Below are 19868 nucleotides of genomic sequence, written 5' to 3'. Positions count from 1 at the left end.
CTAAGTATAGTCGAGGCTTTAGAAGTCTCCAGAAAACGCTAACTGGGTATTTTTTGTAGGTTTTTCACTTGGGAACATGGCCTTGTTTGGATGCTGTATCTGCCATAAACCGCTGACTGTGGCGATGGATATTCCTTGTTCCCCCAATCTTGGGAGTGCCGATTTTAAGTGGGTGATCGTGACAGGGTAAGGGTGGCCAATCGCAATGGCAGCTCCTTTACGCTTTGCAATCTTTATTAATTTCTCAAACTGGCTTGCTACGTATTGCGGTGTTTGCTCGTGGTCTAAGAACACGTCACGCACTAGCGTTGGGATACCAAATTCGATTGCCGTTTTCGCCGCGACCGAATCCGCAGAGGTTTTACTATCCAAAAAATAATAAGGGTGCTGAGCTAAGGACTCCATGACCCATAACATAGATTGCTTGTTAGTAGTGAGAGCGCTACCAGTATGATTATTCATGCCTTTGATATAAGGAATACTTTCAAGACTTGAGTTAAGCGTGGTTTGCGTCAAGGTCTTATCCATATTGGCAGTTAATCCGCCTCGTCCGAGAGAAAACTTTCGAGTGTTCTCCATCGGCGCGTGCAGCATGATCTCTTTGCCTTGGCTGTAGCCGCGAATAGCTAAAGTCTTCGTATACTGACGGTGTGGTAAAAATGCGAGCGTGAGCGGGTAGGGAAGATCCGTAAGCGTTTTACCGCGTTCAAGGTGATGACCTAGATCGTCGATGACAATTGCAATGGTTGCTTGAGGGACAGATTCGGCTTGCGCAAGGAGGCTGAGACTTAGTCCTAGTGCGATGAATGAGATTTGTCTGAGAGTGTTAAGCATATCTTCATAACAAAGCCCAAGCGGAGCTTGGGCTTTTATTAGCGGTAACTCGAATTTAGATATCTATTTTTAGGATATCAATGGCTTTCAACAGACTGAGTGCTTCTTGTAACTGGAAGTCTTTTTCGAGACGTTCTTTCATATTGCTATCATCACCGTTTTCTTCATCTTGAGTTCCAGCGTTATCGGAATCGTTACCGTTGCTCAAGTGGCCTTCTAAGTCGGCTTCACGGTAGAAGTCAGGCTTTTGCTCATCGCCTAATTTGGCGCGATTTACGACAATGTCTGGCACGATGCCTTGTGCTTGGATAGATCTTCCGTTTGGCGTGAAGTAGCGAGCTGTTGTTAGTTTTAATGCATGATCTTCGTCTAACTGCAGTACATTTTGAACAGAGCCTTTACCGAAGCTTTGAGTTCCCATGATCACTGCACGTTTATGATCTTGGAGCGCGCCAGCTAAAATTTCTGAAGCAGATGCTGAACCGGTATCAATCAGCACGATAATAGGTAGTCCATTTAGTGCATCCCCTTCGGTGGCACTAAAGCTAAGGTCCGCAATTTCAGAGCGACCCTTTGTATAGACAATAAGGCCTTCTTCTAATAGCTCATCAGCAATTTGTACCGCCGCCTGCAATACACCACCGGGGTTGTTTCGAAGGTCGATGATTAGGCCGCTTAGCTCAGGATTTTCTTCTTTGAGTTTCTCGAGACGATTTGCGAATTGATCGCCTGAATTGGCTTGGAATTGCGCAATGCGCAAGTAGCCATATTTTTCATCAAGAATGAGAGAACGAACACTTGGCGTCTTGATTTCAGCGCGCGTTAGCGTCATTTCGATAGGCTCTCGCGTGCCCGAACGTACTAATTTAATTTTGATTTTTGTGCCGACTTCGCCACGCATCTTTTCAACAGCTTGGCTGAGGCTCATGCCTTTGACTGGCTTGTCGTCTAGTTCAATGATCAAGTCGCCAGCTTCAATTCCACCAAGATGAGCAGGTGTTTCGTCGATGGGAGCGATAACTTTGACGAAGCCATTCTCCATACCTACTTCAATTCCTAATCCACCAAAAGAGCCAGAAGTGTTTTGCTTCAGGTCGTCGTATGCGACAGGCTCTAGATAAGAAGAGTGTGGGTCTAGACCGTTTAGCATTCCCCGAATGGCGTGCTTGATGAGCGTCTGGTCATCAATTTCCTCGACATAAGCAGCTTTGATCTTTCCGAATACGTCAGCGAATTTTCTGAGATCATTCAGTGGGAGCGGGTCTGGTTGAGCATTCTCAGAATTGTCGTCTTTAGCAACAGCTTCAGAGGGGGTTCCAGATTCAGTGTTCGTTGTATTTTCAGGACTAGAGGTATCGTCTGCGAATGATACAGCGCTGTATGCTGTAATCGTGATTATTAAAGCTCTGAGTAAATTCAAATTCATTCCTGACTTCCTGATGTTATTTGCTTAGCCACTTACGTGGATCTTGCGGCTTACCGTTCTTTCGTATTTCGAAGTATAAACTAGGGCGCTCTCGACCACCGCTATTGCCTGCATGCGCGATAACTTCGCCTGGGTTAACCCAGTCACCTACGCTTCGATGCAAGCTCTTATTGTTTCCATAAAGGCTTAGATAGTTATCGCCGTGATCTAAAATAATGAGCAGGCCGAAGCCTCTTAACCAGTCTGAGAATACGACACGTCCGTAATGGACGGATTTTACTCCAGCATCTTCTTTTGCTTGAATTCGTATGCCATTAGATCGTAACTTACCTTGTGCTAGGCGAGTCCCAAAACGCTCTAGGACTCTACCACGGCTTGGCCAAGGAAGTTTAGATTTTTGCTTGATAAACGGTGTCGAAGCCTCAGGAAGTTTTAGTTCTGATATGCTTTTCTCAACTTGAGCAAGTAGTTCTTCGAGTTGTTTTTGACTTTCTTTGAGTGAAGTAAGTTCACCTGACTTAGTTTTGATTTCTTTATTCAGTTGCGAAAGCGTGACTTTTCTTCGGTTTGTCTGGTCTTTGAGCTCGGCTAACTGCTTTTCAAGTGTTTTTCGGTTCGCACTCAGTTGTGTTTGTTTGCGAAGCACTAAGGCTTGGTTTTCTTCTAAAGCTTGGACGTCTTTTTCATATTGATTGATTGTTGCGCTGCGAGCATCTTGCAGATAATCAAAGTAAGCGAGAAATCGCGCAGAGCTTTGAGGGTCATCTTGGTCGAGTAGGGCTTTCAACTTTGGTTGTCGCCCCTCTAAATAGAGCGCTTGCAACTCTTCGATAATAAAACCTTGTTGCGCTTTTATATTTTGTTTTTGTTTTTTGATATCTATTATAAGTGCGTCTAGTTCTTTTAATAAGCTATTGATTTCTTTTTTGTTTTTGCTGATTTTCAGGTTTGTACGAGAAATTGTTTTTTCTTGTTCTTTGAGCTGCTGAATGAGCGATGACTTATTCTTGTTTGCTTTGTTCAGCCAATTGGTGATCGTGGATATGTTTGATTTCAGCTGCTCGAGTTTTTCTTCAGATTCTTCTTGAGATGCTGCTGATGCACTGAAAGATAAAGCAGTTAGGCAAAGTGTCATGGCGAGAAACACTGCGATAAGCATGTTATGCCGGCAGGATTCAGATAAAAGAGCAACCACTATTGTATTTCTCGCCTTTTATATCCAAGTAATAACAAGATGCGTAACAATAAAACGCATCTTGTTATCGTGTGGTTTTTATTTGATTAGACTTGATCCTGTCATTTCATCAGGAATTTCGAGATCCATCAACTCTAACAGTGTTGGGGCAACATCGCTTAGCTTACCGCCTTCTTTTAGCGAAAGCGCGCGATCACCCAAATAAACAAGAGGTACTGGTGTTGTAGTGTGCGAGGTATGGGCTTGACCAGAAGACGGATCAGTCATTTGCTCTGCATTACCATGATCTGCCGTTACTAAGGCTTGGCCATTCACTTCTGCAAGCGCGGCGCTAACTTTACTTAGACAGGTATCGAGGCACTCTGCTGCTTTGACTGCTGCATTGTATTTGCCAGTATGGCCGACCATGTCCCCGTTAGCGTAATTACACACAACCAAATCGTATTCGCCAGACTTAATGGCAGCAACAAGTTTGTCTGTGACTTCTGGGGCGCTCATTTCAGGTTTTAGGTCATAGGTTGCTACATCGGGGCTTGCGATAAGCTCGCGTGTCTCTCCATCAAACAAGGCTTCGCGACCGCCACTAAAGAAGAATGTAACGTGGGCATACTTTTCCGTCTCGGCAATGCGAAGCTGAGTTTTTCCAAGCGTTTGCATGTATTCGCCCAAGCAATTAGGAAGGGCGCTCGGTGGGTAAGCGCATGAAGTTTTGATGTCAGCGGCATACTCGGTCAACATAACAAAGTCAGATAGACTAGGAATTGCTTTGCGCTCAAAGCCATCGAAATTTGGTTCGACAAATGCGCGAGTGATCTCTCGAGCTCGGTCTGCTCTAAAATTCATAAACAGCACGGCATCTTTGTCTTGGATTTGTACTTGCTCGTCATCTGGGGCTTGGATAACGGTAGCCGCGACGAATTCGTCATTCTCATCACGTGCATATGCTTCGTGTAGGCCCGCTACAGGGGAAGCACTTGTGTATTGTCCTTCCGTGAGGGTAAGCAGGTTGTATGCCGACTCAACTCGATCCCATCGGTTGTCGCGGTCCATTGCATAGTAGCGGCCGACGATGCTGGCAACGCGACCGATACCTTTTTCTCTGAGCAAGTTTTCTAATTTTTCTAATGAAGGTTCTGCGCTGCGTGGGGGCATGTCACGGCCATCAAGAAATGCATGAACATACACCTTCTTGGCTCCGCGGCGCTCAGCGAGCTCAACTGCCGCAATGATATGGTCTTCATGGCTATGAACCCCGCCTGGCGATAGCAAACCAAGTAAATGAACGGCTGCGTCTGCATTGACCGCTTTATCGATAGCGGTGCATAGTGCTTCATTCTCAAAGAACGCTTGATCTTCAATGTCTTTGGTAATACGCGTGAAGTTTTGGTAGACAATACGTCCTGCACCCAGATTCATATGGCCAACCTCGGAATTGCCCATCTGCCCGTCAGGTAATCCAACCGCCATGCCTGATGTGGCAATCAGAGTACTTGGTTTGGAGTTCCACATGTCATCCCAAAATGGAGTTTTAGCGTTTTGAATTGCGTTAAAATTGCTCTCCTCTCGGTAGCCCCAGCCATCAAGAATGATTAGTGCAGTGGTGCGTTTTGCCATAATGCTTCGGTCTCAAAGTTTAAGAGTTCAAAATTGGGCGCGATTTTACCGTTTCTTTTGCTTCTTGGCGACTTATTCCCGAGAGTCTCTGTCTCGTACTTGATGGCTTGTGTATAATGCGCGCCGAAATATTTAAAAGGGAAAGCTAATGGATCGTTTGTTTGAATTTATCGGTAACCACTGGGAGCTAGTCAGTATCTTCTTTGGTTTGCTGTTCGCGTTGTGGTGGACCGAAAAAGCAAAGGCTGGTCAGAGCTTAAGTCCGCTAGCCGTTACACAACTTTTGAATAAAGATGAAGCGGTTATTGTTGATGTTCGTGACAAGAAAGACTTTAACGAAGGGCGTATTACCGGATCTATCCATGTGCCATTCACAAGTTTTAAAGACCGCACCAGCGAGCTAGAAACTTACAAAGACAAGCAAATTATTATTGCTGATAAAATGGGGCAACATTCGGGAGCTGCCGGGAAGCTTTTAAGAGCTGCGGGTTTTGAAAATGTGGCTCGATTACAGGGTGGCATTGCTGAGTGGAAAGCGAGCAACATGCCACTTGTTAAAAAGTAGTGTATCGCCGCACATATTAGATTTATGAGATTGCAGTGTTATGGCTAAAAACGTCGTTATTTACAGCTCAAATTATTGTCCATTTTGTGTGAGAGCCAAGTCTTTGTTAAAGAAGAAAGGCGTGTCATACAAGGAATTAGTGGTTGATGGTGATCCTTCTCTGCGTCAAGAAATGATGCGATTGAGTCGTCAGCACACTGTGCCACAAATATGGATTGGTAATACGCATGTGGGTGGGTGTGATGACCTGTATGCGCTAGAGCGAGCGGGTAAGCTCAATCCTCTGCTTACTTGATATGAAAAAATATGTGTTTAGGCCCGAAAAAGAGAGCTGTGCACTCGTTATCTAGCGATACAGTGCTTAGTATGCAGGTACTGAGCGATGCTCTATCTAAAAAGAATATAGATTTAAGGTAAAAAAGATGTCTGAAAACGAAACTCCAGTAGAAAATGCCGAACAAGAAGCAAATCAACAACCGCAAGCTGGTTTTGCGATGGAAAAAGTATATGTAAAAGATGCTTCTTTTGAGTCGCCAAACTCTCCAATTGTTTTCACTAAGGCATGGCAGCCAAAAGTAAAAATGGATCTGAATACCAAGCACACAGTGATCGAATCGGAAGTGCACGAGGTTGCAGTCACGATTACTTTGACTGTATCGGTTGAGGATATGACGGCGTATATTGTTGAAGTTCAACAAGCTGGTATTTTCAGAATCGTCGGTTTAGAAGGTGTTCAGTACCACCATGCAGTAGGTGCTGTATGCCCTAACTTGTTGTTCCCATATCTTCGCGAAAGTATTGATAATATCGTTGTTAAAGGTGGTTTCCAGCCAGTGATGTTAGCGCCGATCAATTTTGACGCGATGTTTGCGCAGGCAATGGCAAAGAAACAGCAGCAGGAGCAAGAAGCAGCAAGCGCTGAAGCAGCTGAATCAACAGTTCAGTAAGACTGCGTGACTGCAATCCATAAAAAACCGCTAAGCATTTATTGTTTAGCGGTTTTTTATGAGCGAAAAAATCTATGCAGATCTAACTTCCAGCCTGAAAGCTAAGCTGACGCCAGGCTTCATACACGACAATCGCAACTGAATTAGACAGGTTTAAGCTGCGACTTCCTTCCAACATTGGAATTCGAATACAAAAGTCCGTTCCTAGTCCCTCTCGAACATCACTAGGTAATCCACGAGTTTCAGGGCCAAACAAAAAGAAGTCGTTTTCTTGGTAAGAAATTTCCGTGTGTGGGCGACTTCCTTTTGTTGTCATGCCAAAGATTCTTGCACCAGCATGTTTAGCCTCGAATTCTTGATATGAGGCGTAGGTCAAGACATCCGCAAATTCGTGGTAATCTAACCCCGCACGACGCAATTTTTTCGTATCGAGATCGAAACCAAGTGGTTCTATGAGATGCAATCGGCAGCCTGTGTTGGCTGCCAACCGAATAACATTCCCTGTGTTTGGTGGAATTTCGGGCTCATATAAAACGATATTGAACATTAGTTGCGCTCAACCGCTAACGAAACACCCATGCCACCACCGATACACAATGTTGCTAAACCTTTGTTTGCGTCTTGTTTGATCATTTCATGGAGTAATGTGACAAGAACGCGACAACCTGATGCGCCGATAGGGTGGCCTAGAGCTATCGCTCCACCATTGACGTTAACCTTAGTTTCGTCCCATCCCATGCCTTGGTTGACGGACAAGGCTTGTACTGCAAATGCTTCGTTTGCTTCTATGAGATCAAGGTCGTTGATTGTCCAGCCTGCTTTCTCAAGGCAACGCTGACTGGCAGGAATTGGGCCTGTACCCATTATTTCAGGTTGTACTCCGGCATTAGCGTAAGCTTTTACTGTGGCTAAAACGGGTAGGTTTAGTTCTTTGGCTTTCTCTTCGCTACATACAATGACTGCCGCTGCGCCGTCATTGAGTGATGAGGCATTCGCAGCTGTGACGGTGCCATCTCTTTTAAATGCCGGACGCATTTTAGCGATGCTTTCTATTGTTGCACCTAGTCGAATGTTTTCGTCTTTATCAAATATGATAGGGTCGCCGCGGCGCTGAGGAATGCTAATGGCAATAATTTCATCACTAAATTTGCCATCTGCTTGTGCTTGTTCTGCTTTGTTCTGTGAGCCTAGAGCAAAGGCATCTTGCGCCTCTCGATCGATTTCATATTTTTCTGCAATGTTTTCCGCGGTAATGCCCATGTGATAATCGTTGAAAGCATCCCATAAGCCATCGGTAATCATCGTGTCGACCATATTCCAAGGCCCCATACGCTGTCCGTTGCGGCTATTTGGAAGTGCATGTGGAGCATTGCTCATGCTCTCTTGCCCGCCGGCGATAATAATGTCTGCGTCACCAAGCTGAATGGCTTGTACTGCCATTTGTACTGCCTTTAAACCGGATCCACACACCTTGTTAATGGTGAGCGCAGGTGTTTGCACTGATAATCCAGCCTTAATTGCTGTTTGTCTTGCTGGGTTTTGTCCGCAGCCGGCGGTGAGTACTTGTCCTAAAATTACTTCATCCACTTGATCGGTGTTAATGCCGGTCTTTTCTAGTAAACCAGAAACAACTTGTGTTCCAATCTCAACGGCACTCAAGGAAGAAAGAGAACCACCGAATGAAGCGATGGCGCTGCGCCCCGCCGCTACGATAACTGCATTTCGCATAACAAACTCCAGAATAAATGAATGGGCGGATTATAGATTCAGGGAATAGGGGCGTCTATATATCTGGCTTTTCAACGAGAGAAATTGCCTCAATACGTGCTTTTTCGATCATTCCTCCAAGCTCTTTTCCTTTATATCCTTGTTCGAGGAAGGGTTGGGGTTTGATTGATGTCGCTGCCGCCAACGCAGAACGAAAGTAGTCAGCTTGCGGATAGGCGATCGATTCAAATCCTGTTCGGCCGCGACTATCTGAAATACAAACTAGTAATAAATCTTCAAGTTGTTGAGGTTTTCTAAAAGCATCGCAAGCAGAGAGTACTTTGAGAATGGTGCTTGCTTTCAGTTCAAACGCTCTGTGGATATGGGTATGGTATTGGCTAGCAATGAGCGACAGTGATTCTGCGTAGCGATTAGTGCATAACTTTTTGCATAGTTGTTTGATCGGCTTGAGCCCTAGTTGTTCGTGCCCGTGATGCTTAGGCCATTGCTTTGAGTCGGTTTTTGCCTTCCCTAAATCATGCACTAGAGCAGCAAATCGTACATCTGTGGAGTGCGTCAGTTGAGCAGATGCTTGCAAGCTCATTAATGCGTGTATGCCGCAGTCTATTTCAGGATGATGTTTTGCTGGTTGAGGTATTCCGAATAAGGCATCAAGCTCAGGCATGACTATTTTCAGCGCATTGCATTGGCGCAAGACTTCAAAATATATGTGTGGGGAATCCTCAGCAAGTGCCCGCTGTGTTTCCTGCCATACGCGCTCGGGTGTGAGTGTCTCGAGTTCGCCGCTACCACTGATCTGAGACATTAAAGTGATAGTTTCAGGGGCTACAGAGAATCCTAGGGGATGGAAGCGCGCAGCAAATCGAGCGACGCGTAAAACGCGTAAAGGATCTTCGGAAAACGCAGAAGATACATGCCTCAATGTTTTTTTCTCGAGATCCTGCTGCCCATTATACGGATCGATGACATTGCCATAGGCATCTTCGGCCATAGCGTTAATCGTTAAGTCGCGTCTCTCTAGATCTTGCTCAAGCGTTACCTCAGGGCTGAAGTCGCAGATAAACCCTTTGTAGCCTTCACCGTGTTTACGTTCAGTACGGGCAAGTGCATATTCTTGTTTAGAGATAGGATGGATAAAAACAGGGAAGTCTGCGCCGACTTGCTGAAATCCCTGTTCCACCATTTGTTCTGGTGTTAAGCCGACAACCACCCAGTCTAGATCTTTGCTTTTAAGGTTGAGGAGGCGGTCTCGGACGGCTCCGCCTACGATGAAATAAGAGTCTGCAGGAAGCAGATTAGAATTTGAATGTGATGACATGTCGCTAGCTTAGCTAAAAGGCGTAGCCAAGACCAACTGTTCCGCCAATTTCTACTTCATTAATCATTGCGGCGGCTTCAATACTGAATCCATGTGGTTGATACAAAAAACCACCCGTTAGAATAGCTTTGTCTTTGGCGGCTTCAGATGTTTGTGCCATGTTGATGCGCATGCCCGCACGGAGGTGAAAGTCGTCTCTTAAAAAATATTCTCCACCGAAACTTAGAAAGCGGGTTAATCCTTCGAAGTCATAGACCTCGTTTTCTGAAAGATCGATATCCATAGTAAGCATGTAGTTTTGGCGGTAATGCGCCACGCCAAACTGATAGAGTGCTTGCACAGCACGAGCTGTGCCGGGATAAGGGCCTGTGCGGCTCGCATTTTCAGGTCTGTATGGTGTGAAATCGGTCGGGATCATGTTCATACCAACAAAAGAGAAAATCCATTCGCCGTCGAGTATCGGACCTGAAAGGCCTAGCTCTTCGCGCATAAAGGATTCGGTCATTAACATTGAGAACCCTAAATCAACATTCCATTCTAAGAAATCACGACTTACCTGTTTGTCTGGTGGGTTGCGTGGGTTATATGTGTTAATACTTTCCGCGCGATGTGAACCCCTTATTTCGACTAGCTTGGGCGTGAAGCCCCAAGATATTGGCATGTTGTAAGAAATTACATTTGTGGTGGCTACGGTAACACCGAACTCACTAATATCGACATAGGTGTTGTCGACGGTTGAACTGAGTCGCTCCTCAAGAGTCCCTAAAACAGAACCACCGCTATCGAGAGTGTCTATTAATTCCGCAAACTTGGCTTCATCCTTGTTAAGAATCGTCGTCATTTCACGTATATCACGGCGAGTATAAAAGTTAATCGTGACCGGACGAGTATCTACTAATAAATTGAAGACAGTCGTTTCATCTTTTCGATAGCCCTCTAAATTCATTTGACGAATGACGTCTCTAACTTCCGCTGCATCTGATGAGGTGGGGCCTGAAAGACGGTCATAGTCCTGAACAATATTGCTATCTTGGAAGTTATTTAAGGACTCCTCCCAATCGGTGTTATACAGTTCACGAGCACCCATTGATGCACTGAGATATAAGCGATCAGGTTTAGAGCCTCTGTTAAAAGCGATTAAAGCAGGGTTGTGAAGGGATGCGTTGAATTTAGTCGCTGCTGCAGCGCCAGTACCTCCCATCGCCATGGATCTTGGGTCAAGTAAGGTTCTATAGCCAGCAATTGTTTGAGCACTCATGCAGAGGCATATGAATGTTATTAGGCCTCTGAAACTGCTAGTTCGCATTATTGGTCACTTCCTACATTTTTAAATTCGCACAACCTAAGGATTGTAACGAATTGCAAGCGCTTGCAAAGGCATATACGTCACGAAACCGTACTCTTTTCTTCGATACTTAAATGCTCGAAGCGTTTGGATTTAAGCGGCAATCGTTTGCCAAAAAGCGCTGGCATAGAAATTGGTTAGTTCTCAACAAATAAATAATTTTGTCGTCTTGCTAGTAGGTAGTTCGGATGCGTAGGTTTACCTTGTCTCAATATGTTTTAGCTTTTTTGCTTACTCTACAGTCTGCCGTTTCTTTTGCGCAGTGGTTCGAGTCGACAGGAGAGGCTTCACTTTCTGACGTGAGCTATGTTGAGGCGCGAGAAGCGGCCAGACAAGATGCACTAGCTAAAGCGATGCGCGCCTTTATCGAACGCAAAGAGCACAATTCACTCGTGAATGGGCGAATAGAAGCGAGTAGTGATAGTTTGGCAAGCAAAATTCGAGTACTAGAAGAACGTATTAAGCACGAACACGTTGCAGGTGATTATCTTAGTATTCAGTATGCTGTTGATCTTGATGCCTCGTCAGAGTGTCTGAACTCTGATGCGGGCCGATTCAAAAAATCAGTGGCTGTACTTGGCTTTAATTTACAAGTCCCAGATCAGGCAAGTATTGGCCGGTTAAACGGTGTTGAGCAAGGCTTGTCTAGCGCGCTGTCTAGCGCCTTGTCTCAAGTAGATTCCTTGTCTGTGCTCCAGCAAGCTGATGTTGGCGCCTATCGCCCTATGATCAATGCACCGACTCAAGTTACAGAACAGCGCTTACTCAGTCATGCGATGCAAGAAGCGAAAAAACTTAATGTTCAGTTCGTAGTTTCTGGAGTGGTTCGTGATATGGGTTTAGTTAATCCAAAGGCTTATGAAACCTCGGTGTGGAGAAAAAGTATCAAGTTCTTTGCTCAAGCAGACGAGCGACGTCGATTCTCGGTTGATCTGTTTGTTCATGATGGATTGACGGGCGAGCTTGTATGGCGAGAAAACTTCGCGACGCAAGGAGATTGGTCTCCAGATTTATCTGATGAAATAGGCTTTGCTACACAAGCTTTTTGGAAAACATCATACGGATTGCATATCTCTAACTTACTCGAGTCAATGAGCTTCGCGTTAGATGAGCAGTTGCGTTGTCAGCCTTTTATGACACGCATTGCTCGTGTTGATGGAAAAACAATTCATTTTTCTTCTGGCGCAAGCGTAGGATTGCGACCAGGCGATAAGCTTAGTGTTTATCGAAGTTTCAATTTTTACGATGCCTTGCAGCAAAAGGGACTGGAGCTAACCAATACAAAAGCTGTATTGACGGTCTCTCAGGTTCATCCAAATTTTGCTAGTGGTAAGATTGGGCTAGATCCGGGCCGTTTGAATATTCAGCAAGATGACGTTCTGATTGTTTGGTAAGGACTAAAGCCAGCGTCCGAAGAGCAATAGTATTAGACTTCCCGCAACTCGTTTCCATAAAGGCTGTTTGGCAAGACTACTCAATGTTTGTTTGGTCGTGTACGAACAATCATGATGAAAATCATCGAGTAGTTGTTGTTTGGCTTCTTTGGTTTGAAGTATGTAGTCGACTTCGAGATCGTGCCGAAAGCTTCGATGATTCATATTGCTGGAACCAATACTCGCCCATTCATCAATCATGATTGTTTTGGCGTGAAGCATGACAGGCTGATATTCATAAATATGAGCCCCTGATTGCAAAAGGCTTTTGTAAAAGTACGCCGATACCCAAGGCATAAAAATAACGTCCGAATGTTCCGGCACAATAATTTGAACGTTTACGCCTCTTTGTGCTGCAGAAGTCAATGCTTTTAACAGCGCTGGTTCAGGCACAAAGTATGCGTTAGTGATAAAGATATGATGTTGCGCGTGATTGATCAGACGAAGTAATAAACGATGGTGATGTTTGCGCAGGATACGGTTGTAGTTGAGTAAGAAATTGGATTTTAGCGCAGTTTTAGTAATGATGCGTTTCACCTTCTGCTTTGAATAATTCCAACTCGCATCAAACGCTTGCTCAAGCGCACTTAGATTTCCCCCAGATATTTTTATAGCGGTATCGCGCCAATGAGCGCCACCATGCTCATTGTGTAAATGGTTGACGCTGATATTGATGCTGCCTATGAAAGCGAAGTGCTTATCGATGATGACCGTTTTGCGATGGTTTCGTTTGTTAATGGAGAGTAAAAGATATAAGAGTTTTCGTATGCCATGGGTCTTTATTACGGCGTAGCGCCATTGTTCTAGTTTCCATGGCAACGGGCGATGAATACGTACTTGCACACCGTGCTGAGTAAGATCATCCGCAATTGCTTTAAACTTGTCGTCAATGCCAATTCCATCGGTGAGTAAACGTACTGTCACGCCGCGCCCTGCAGCAGATTTCAGGATTTCGGCAACACGTAGTCCGAGAGTATTGTTCTCATAGATATAAACTTCCATGTCAATGCAGTACTTGGCGTCATTGATGCTATCTTTGAGCGCAAAAAAATAACTTTCTGCATCATTGAACAGTTGTTCTTGAGGAGGAGTATCAATAGAAGATCGTGAAGGGTGTTTTGAAGGCTTCGAAGAATGCGGAATTAGTGTCATCAAAGCCTCTTTTGCTGAATGGTTTAGCTGTTTTCTGCGGCTGCCTTCTTGATTAATTCAAGCATAGCACGTAAACCATTGCCTCGAGTTGGACTGATATGCCGCATTAAGTCTATTTTTTCAAATGCAGCTTCCACATCGAGATCAATAATTTCCTGCGGTGTTTTCGCATTCAAGGTAACGAGAACAATTGCAGCGAGACCTTTCACGATAATCGCGTCGCTATCGATCATTAAATAAAGCTTGTTCGTGTCTGCATCAAATTTATGAATTAGCCAAACTTGGCTTTGACAGCCATGAACGTAGTTATCTTCAGTTCGTTCAGACTCCGGGAATTCAGGAAGGGATTTTCCAAGATCGATGATGTAGCCATAGCGTTCTTCCCAATCATCTAGGAACTCAAAGGCATCATAGATATCTTCAATGGTGGTTTCGCTACCCAGAGGATTGGATTTAAAGCTTTCTAAAGAAGGCGAGGTCATGTTTGTTCCTTTAGCTTACAGCAGGCCGAGTTCCAGTTTCGCTTCGTCTGAAAGCATCTCATTGTTCCATGGTGGTTCAAAGACTAAATCTATCTCAACCTTAGCCACATTTGGCACACGTTCTACGTAAAATCGAACATCGTTTACGATGACAGGGCCCATGCCGCATCCAGGTGCAGTCAAGGTCATTGTAATATCTACATCAAATTTGTCTGCAATATCAGTGCTCTTTTTTACTTCGCAGCCATAGATCAGGCCAAGTTCGACAACGTTGACTGGAATTTCTGGGTCATATACCTGATGTAAAGCTGCCCATACTTGCTCTTCGCTAACAGATCCATCGGCAGGTGCTTCGACTTCTTCGTATTCAACGGTTTTGCCCAGTGCATCCGCATCCCTTCCTTCAATTCGAGCAAGATTACCATTCACTGATACGGTGAATGTTCCACCTAAAGATTGGGTAATGGTGACGAATGAGTCCTTTGGAATAACGATCTCTGTGCCTGCCGGAACAATACGAGCGTCTACATCTCGATTTGTTACGACGACTTCGCGTTCTGCCATGCCTACGCTTCCTCAGTCACTGAAAAACTTTCACCACAACCGCACTCGCCAGTCACATTTGGGTTTTTAAATTGAAACATGCTGTTTAGACCAACGGTTACGAAGTCGATTTCTGTACCATTAAGCACGGCTAGATCTTTTGCTGGGACAACAATGCTCACGCCTTGTTGTTGAAATTCCACATCACCATCTTTTGCTTCTTTTACCAGCTCAGTTTCATACATGAATCCAGAACAGCCGCTAGTCTGCAGATACAGGCGGAAAGATAGATCGCCTCCTGCTTTCGCTACTTCTTGTGCGATGTGCTGAGCAGCCTTTTCTGATACAGAAATAGACTGGCTTGGTTCGAACGTTGAAACAGTCATATAAATGTCTTCCTAGAGTATGCGTTCTTACGCGAACATGCGTTGTATTTTCGCGAGCGCAGCGAATAACTGATCGACTTCTTCGTGCGTGTTATAAAACGCGAATGATGCGCGAGCACAGCCCGGAAGTCCGAATTTTTCCATTAGAGGCATAGCACAGTGGTGGCCAGTACGAATGCCGATGCCTTGTTGATCAAGCAACATACCAATGTCGCTTGGATGTAATCCTTCAATTTTGAAAGACATAACCGGCACCTTGTTTTCAGCAGTACCAATCATCGACATGCCTGGAATGGTCTCGATTAGTTTTATCGCATGAGCCATTAAGGCGGCTTCATGCGCGTCTAGCGCTTCGCGATCGAGCGATTGAATGTAGTCAATGGCAGTGCCTAAGCCTACCGCTTCACCAATCGCTGGTGTGCCAGCTTCAAACTTATAGGGGAGTTGATTGTAGGTTGTACCCTCAAAACTAACGCGCTCTATCATCTCACCGCCACCTTGGTAAGGAGGCATCGCTTCTAGCAAGTCGCGCTTTCCATATAGAACACCAATACCTGTCGGGCCGAAAATTTTATGCGATGAAAATGCATAAAAATCGCAATCTAAATCCTGAACATCAACAGCAAAATGAGGTGTTGCTTGTGCACCATCTAAAACGGTTAATGCATTCACAGATTTTGCTTTGGCAATGATTTCATTTGCTGAATTAATGGTTCCAAGCACATTTGATACATGGGTAAAGCAAAGAAGCTTTGTGTTTGGATTCAAAAGCTCGTCGAGTTGATCAATGAGCAACTCACCATGCTCATTGATCTCCCAAACTTTAATGACCGCACCCGTACGTTCTGCCAACATTTGCCATGGAACGATATTCGCGTGATGCTCCATTCGTGTCACAATGATTTCGTCACCCGCTTCGATTTGGGGTGTTAGACCATGCGCGACCAGATTCATGGCCTCAGTCGTACCTTTGGTCCAAATAATCTGTTCGCGAGCTGGGGCGTTCAAATACGACTTAACTTTATCTCGAGCACCTTCAAAAGCTGCTGTTGCACGATCGCCTAGGGTATGCGCGCCGCGATGCACATTTGCATTATCTGAATGATAATACGCTGTCATTGCGTCGATCACTTGCTGCGGTTTTTGAGAGCTAGCTGCGCTATCGAGGTATACCAGTGGCTTACCGTTTACATCTTGGTTGAGAATAGGGAAGTCTGCGCGTGCCTTTAACGCGATCTCTTGTATCTCTTGTGCCGTCATTGCGCTCATTTAATTCGTTTTCCCGCCTAATCTTTAAAGCTAAGAAGTTCTGATAAAGTTTGCTCCCACTGTTCAGCAAGCGAAGCAATCGGAACTGCGCGTACCAATTCAAGAACAAATCCGAGCGTCAACATTTGACGCGCTTGCTCATCACTCAGACCGCGAGTTTTTAGGTAGTACACTTCTTTTTCATCTAGTTGGCCGATGGTTGCGCCGTGTGCACATTTAACATCGTCAGCGTAGATTTCTAACTCTGGTTTCGTATCGATTTCTGCAGAGTTCGATAACAACAAGTTGCGATTGTTCATTTCGCCCAGTGTTTTTTGGGCGTCTTTGTGAATATATATACGTCCATTAAACACAATGTGTGAATTGTCATCTGCAATACAACGATAGTTTTCTTCGCTGGTGCAGTTTGACGCAATGTGCTCAATTTCGGTGTGGTTGTCGTAGTGTTGTTTTTCCTTCGTGACGACCACGCCATTTAATTCACAATGCGAGCCTTTCTCTGTCATTAATACATGAAGGTCATGGCGTGCCATTGCTGACCCTAAGCAAAGAATATGGCTTTCAAAATTCGCATCACGTTTTAGAATTGCACGCGTGGTTCCGCCTATACGGAACGCACTGCCTAAAGGATTTTGACGCAAATAAGTAAGCTTTGCGTTGTCACCAATCAGCGCTGTTGTTTGGCTAGAGCAGAATGCTCCGTCTACATCAGCGATTGCATAGTTTTCAATGACTGTAGCTTGCGCACTTTGCTCCAGTTCGATATACACACGAGGTGTTGTAAGTCCCGCTTCATCTTGCACAAAGTTCAAAATGATCGGGCATTCAATCACGGCATTTTTAGCAATGCGAATGACTAGTCCATCATTGAAAAGAGCGGTATTGATTTGTTCAAGCTCTCCGCGCTCATATTCTGCAAGTTCAATGATTGCTGAGCAGTCTTCATCACTAAGTTTCGTAAAAGCTTGAAGAGTTAAGCCCGATTCTTCGATCTCGCTTAATGCCGCGGCGTCAATACCAGCAGCTGAGATGTCTATGTAGATAGCATTTTCGACAAATGCTGTGGTGCTTACTGTCTCAGAGTTGTTACTGAGAAGGCTTAGATCACCTAAACGCTTTGCAGAATACTTCCAATGCTCTGTTTTGCGCGTTGGCACAACAAGCGTAGATAGTTTCTCTTGTGCGTTTTTCTGTAATGTTTGAATTTGGCTTGGAAGAGCAGAGTTAAGCTGATGCGCTTCAACGACAGCCAAAGAGCTGAGTTGAGTCATCGCTTATGCCTCGCTTTCTGCGTTGTCTTCAAGACCTAACCAGCCGTAGCCTTTTTCTTCAAGCTCAAGTGCAAGCTCTTTGCCGCCTGATTTGATGATTTTACCGCCAGCCAAAACGTGAACATAATCTGGAACAATGTAATCAAGCAAGCGCTGGTAGTGCGTAACCATAACAACCGCTCGATCTGGAGAGCGAAGCGCGTTTACGCCATCAGCCACAACACGTAGTGCGTCGATATCTAGGCCTGAGTCAGTTTCATCAAGAATCGCTAGTGATGGCTTAAGCATCAGCATCTGCATGATCTCGTTACGCTTTTTCTCGCCGCCAGAGAAACCTTCGTTGACGCCACGTTTTAAGAAAGATGGGTCAAGATTTACCTGTTGGATCTTTGCTTTAGCTTGCTTCATGAATTCCGCTGCGTTGATCTCACCTTCGCCGCGATGTTGGCGAATGTTGTTGATCGCGGTGCGCAAGAACTGAAGGTTGCTGACGCCTGGAATTTCAACAGGGTATTGGAATGCTAGAAACACACCTTCACGCGCGCGGTCTTCAATCGACATGTCAAGGAGATCTTGGCCATTAAAAGTAACCGTGCCGCCGTTCACTTCATAAGCTTCGTTGCCTGCGAGTACCTGAGAAAGTGTACTTTTACCGCTCCCATTTGGGCCCATGATTGCGTGAACTTCGCCAGGCTTAACCTCAAGGTTCAAGCCTTTAAGGATTTGCTTTTCTTCAACTGATGCTTGTAAATCTTTAATGTCTAACATTCGTCTTTTCCATTCGTATGCGTCGCACAACTCGCCGCAAGATTTAATCTTTAATTAACCTACACTGCCTTCAAGGCTGACTTCTAATAGCTTGGTTGCCTCAACCGCGAATTCCATCGGAAGCTCTTTGAATACTTCCTTACAGAAACCGTTAACAATCATTGAAACGGCTTGCTCTGCATCAATGCCTCGTTGTTGGCAAAGGAACAGTTGGTCATCGCTGACTTTTGAGGTCGTCGCTTCGTGCTCGACGATCGCACTCTTATTTTTGTTTTCGATGTAAGGGAAGGTATGAGCGCCACACTTGTCGCCAATCAATAGAGAGTCACATTGCGTATAGTTTCTTGAACCTTCAGCGGTCGGCGCAATTTTGACTAAGCCGCGATAGCTGCTGTCACTTTTACCGGCAGAAATACCTTTCGAAATGATCGTACTCTTCGTGTTTTTACCAATATGGATCATCTTCGTGCCCGTATCGGCTTGCTGAGCGTTATTTGTTAGCGCAACAGAATAGAACTCACCAACACTGCCTTCGCCGCGTAATACACAGCTAGGGTATTTCCATGTGATGGCAGAGCCAGTTTCTACTTGCGTCCACGAAATTTTAGAGTTCTTGCCAATACATGCGCCGCGTTTGGTTACGAAGTTATAAATTCCACCTCGACCCTCTTCATCACCGGGATACCAGTTTTGAACCGTTGAATATTTGATTTCAGCGTCGTCCATTGCAACGAGTTCAACCACAGCTGCGTGAAGCTGGTTTTCATCACGCATTGGCGCGGTGCAGCCTTCAAGGTAGCTAACATGGCTACGTTCTTCAGCAATGATTAGTGTACGTTCGAACTGACCGGTTTTTGCTTCGTTAATTCGGAAGTAAGTCGATAGTTCTAGCGGACAGCGCACGCCTTTCGGGATGTAAACAAATGATCCGTCAGAAAATACAGCTGAGTTTAGTGCCGCGTAGTAGTTGTCTTTTTGAGGAACAACAGAACCCAGATACTTCTTGATGAGCTCAGGATGTTTATGAACCGCTTCTGAAATTGGGCAGAAAATAACGCCAGCTTCAGTTAGCTTGTCCTTGAATGTCGTGGTGACAGAAACACTATCAAATACAGCATCAACGGCAACACCAGCGAGTCGAGCGCGCTCGTGTAATGGAATGCCAAGCTTTTCATAGGTTTTCAAAAGCTCTGGATCAACTTCGTCGAGACTTTTCGGGCCATCATCTTTAGATTTTGGAGCAGAATAATAGGCAATGTCGTTGTAATCGATTTTAGGGAAGTTAACGTGAGCCCATTCTGGGTCTTCCATCTCTTGCCATACTTTATAAGCCTGAAGACGCCATTCAAGCATCCACTCCGGCTCATTTTTCTTGGCTGATAGGCGGCGGATAACGTCTTCGTTCAAACCAGGCTCAAAGGTCTCAGACTCGATTTCGGTGACGAAACCGTGCTCATATTCTCTTTTGATTAGCTCTTTAACTTCTTTGTCAGATTCAGACATTCTTGACAGTGCTCGTATTGCTAAATTGATTTCATGTAAGAAGCGGCTGTTTCAGCCACTTTTCGGGCGCGAGTATATAATAACCTACT

Annotated in this window: 20 protein-coding genes; 4 read left to right on the top strand and 16 right to left on the bottom strand. The window is 45.0% G+C overall.

Features of this window, described 5'->3' with window-relative positions:
- Window positions 1-18 precede the first annotated feature (18 nt).
- The 4 genes from A3739_RS13790 to gpmM all read right to left on the bottom strand — a co-directional run bounded on the left by A3739_RS13790 (window position 19) and on the right by gpmM (window position 5069).
- Window positions 19-834: a divergent polysaccharide deacetylase family protein gene (locus A3739_RS13790; RefSeq protein WP_068476288.1), complete on the bottom strand. Its 816-nt coding sequence runs from the start codon at window positions 832-834 to the stop codon at window positions 19-21.
- 55 nt (window positions 835-889) lie between these two features.
- On the bottom strand, window positions 890-2260 hold the full coding sequence (locus tag A3739_RS13785; RefSeq protein ID WP_068501749.1) for a S41 family peptidase: 1371 nt from the start codon (window positions 2258-2260) through the stop codon (window positions 890-892).
- Between the two features lie 16 nt (window positions 2261-2276).
- Entirely contained in the window at window positions 2277-3395 is a 1119-nt protein-coding gene (locus tag A3739_RS13780) for a murein hydrolase activator EnvC (protein WP_068476284.1), read from the bottom strand.
- 138 nt (window positions 3396-3533) lie between these two features.
- Window positions 3534-5069: a 2,3-bisphosphoglycerate-independent phosphoglycerate mutase gene (gene gpmM, locus A3739_RS13775; RefSeq protein ID WP_068476282.1), complete on the bottom strand. Its 1536-nt coding sequence runs from the start codon at window positions 5067-5069 to the stop codon at window positions 3534-3536.
- A gap of 148 nt (window positions 5070-5217) precedes the next feature.
- Between gpmM and A3739_RS13770 the strand changes: the two genes are divergently transcribed.
- The 3 genes from A3739_RS13770 (at window position 5218) to secB (ending at window position 6581) form a co-directional block, all read left to right on the top strand.
- A complete protein-coding gene (locus tag A3739_RS13770) occupies window positions 5218-5634 on the top strand; it encodes a rhodanese-like domain-containing protein (RefSeq protein WP_068476281.1) in 417 nt (138 codons plus the stop codon).
- 40 nt (window positions 5635-5674) lie between these two features.
- Window positions 5675-5929, top strand: a complete 255-nt coding sequence (gene grxC, locus A3739_RS13765) for a glutaredoxin 3 (protein ID WP_068476280.1) — start codon at window positions 5675-5677, stop codon at window positions 5927-5929.
- A 127-nt stretch (window positions 5930-6056) separates the two neighbouring features.
- Window positions 6057-6581 (top strand): protein-export chaperone SecB, encoded by a 525-nt coding sequence (gene secB / locus A3739_RS13760; RefSeq protein ID WP_068476279.1) that lies wholly within the window; start codon window positions 6057-6059, stop codon window positions 6579-6581.
- An 82-nt stretch (window positions 6582-6663) separates the two neighbouring features.
- Here secB and trmL read toward each other — a convergent pair whose 3' ends face one another.
- Genes trmL through traF form a run of 4 tightly spaced genes read right to left on the bottom strand, consistent with a single transcriptional unit; the run spans window position 6664 to window position 10885 of the window.
- Window positions 6664-7128, bottom strand: a complete 465-nt coding sequence (gene trmL / locus A3739_RS13755; protein WP_068476278.1) for a tRNA (uridine(34)/cytosine(34)/5-carboxymethylaminomethyluridine(34)-2'-O)-methyltransferase TrmL — start codon at window positions 7126-7128, stop codon at window positions 6664-6666.
- A complete protein-coding gene (locus A3739_RS13750) occupies window positions 7128-8309 on the bottom strand; it encodes an acetyl-CoA C-acetyltransferase (RefSeq protein ID WP_068476277.1) in 1182 nt (393 codons plus the stop codon). Before A3739_RS13750 ends, trmL begins: the two co-directional genes overlap by 1 nt.
- A gap of 55 nt (window positions 8310-8364) precedes the next feature.
- A complete protein-coding gene (locus A3739_RS13745; RefSeq protein WP_068476276.1) occupies window positions 8365-9627 on the bottom strand; it encodes a multifunctional CCA addition/repair protein in 1263 nt (420 codons plus the stop codon).
- Between the two features lie 13 nt (window positions 9628-9640).
- Entirely contained in the window at window positions 9641-10885 is a 1245-nt protein-coding gene (gene traF, locus A3739_RS13740) for a conjugal transfer protein TraF (protein ID WP_068476275.1), read from the bottom strand.
- Window positions 10886-11160: 275 nt separating this feature from the next.
- Here traF and A3739_RS13735 point away from each other — a divergent pair, with 275 nt between their 5' ends.
- Window positions 11161-12366, top strand: a complete 1206-nt coding sequence (locus A3739_RS13735) for a flagella assembly protein FlgT middle domain-containing protein (RefSeq protein ID WP_068476274.1) — start codon at window positions 11161-11163, stop codon at window positions 12364-12366.
- Between the two features lie 3 nt (window positions 12367-12369).
- On the opposite strand, the gene A3739_RS13730 is transcribed toward A3739_RS13735, so the two are convergent.
- From A3739_RS13730 to sufB, 8 genes are read right to left on the bottom strand one after another with little or no spacing between them, the layout of a single operon-like run.
- Complete coding sequence (locus A3739_RS13730; RefSeq protein ID WP_082869003.1) at window positions 12370-13557, bottom strand: phosphatidylserine/phosphatidylglycerophosphate/cardiolipin synthase family protein; 1188 nt, start codon at window positions 13555-13557, stop codon at window positions 12370-12372.
- A 23-nt stretch (window positions 13558-13580) separates the two neighbouring features.
- On the bottom strand, window positions 13581-14039 hold the full coding sequence (locus A3739_RS13725; protein ID WP_068476273.1) for a SufE family protein: 459 nt from the start codon (window positions 14037-14039) through the stop codon (window positions 13581-13583).
- 15 nt (window positions 14040-14054) lie between these two features.
- Window positions 14055-14603 carry a putative Fe-S cluster assembly protein SufT gene (sufT, locus tag A3739_RS13720; RefSeq protein WP_068501746.1) on the bottom strand — a complete coding sequence of 183 codons (549 nt, stop codon included), beginning with the start codon at window positions 14601-14603 and terminating at the stop codon, window positions 14055-14057.
- A gap of 2 nt (window positions 14604-14605) precedes the next feature.
- Window positions 14606-14968 carry an iron-sulfur cluster assembly accessory protein gene (locus A3739_RS13715; protein ID WP_068476271.1) on the bottom strand — a complete coding sequence of 121 codons (363 nt, stop codon included), beginning with the start codon at window positions 14966-14968 and terminating at the stop codon, window positions 14606-14608.
- A gap of 27 nt (window positions 14969-14995) precedes the next feature.
- Entirely contained in the window at window positions 14996-16237 is a 1242-nt protein-coding gene (locus A3739_RS13710; RefSeq protein WP_068476270.1) for an aminotransferase class V-fold PLP-dependent enzyme, read from the bottom strand.
- Window positions 16238-16254: 17 nt separating this feature from the next.
- Window positions 16255-17508: a Fe-S cluster assembly protein SufD gene (sufD, locus tag A3739_RS13705; RefSeq protein ID WP_068476269.1), complete on the bottom strand. Its 1254-nt coding sequence runs from the start codon at window positions 17506-17508 to the stop codon at window positions 16255-16257.
- Between the two features lie 3 nt (window positions 17509-17511).
- The gene (gene sufC, locus A3739_RS13700) at window positions 17512-18276 is read right to left on the bottom strand and encodes a Fe-S cluster assembly ATPase SufC (RefSeq protein ID WP_068501744.1); all 765 of its coding nucleotides are present in this window, start codon (window positions 18274-18276) and stop codon (window positions 17512-17514) included.
- A 54-nt stretch (window positions 18277-18330) separates the two neighbouring features.
- On the bottom strand, window positions 18331-19779 hold the full coding sequence (sufB, locus tag A3739_RS13695) for a Fe-S cluster assembly protein SufB (RefSeq protein WP_068476267.1): 1449 nt from the start codon (window positions 19777-19779) through the stop codon (window positions 18331-18333).
- Window positions 19780-19868: the final 89 nt, after the last annotated feature.

The organism is Oleiphilus sp. HI0067, from assembly GCF_001635735.1.
This window is presented reverse-complemented; position numbering and strand designations above follow the sequence as displayed.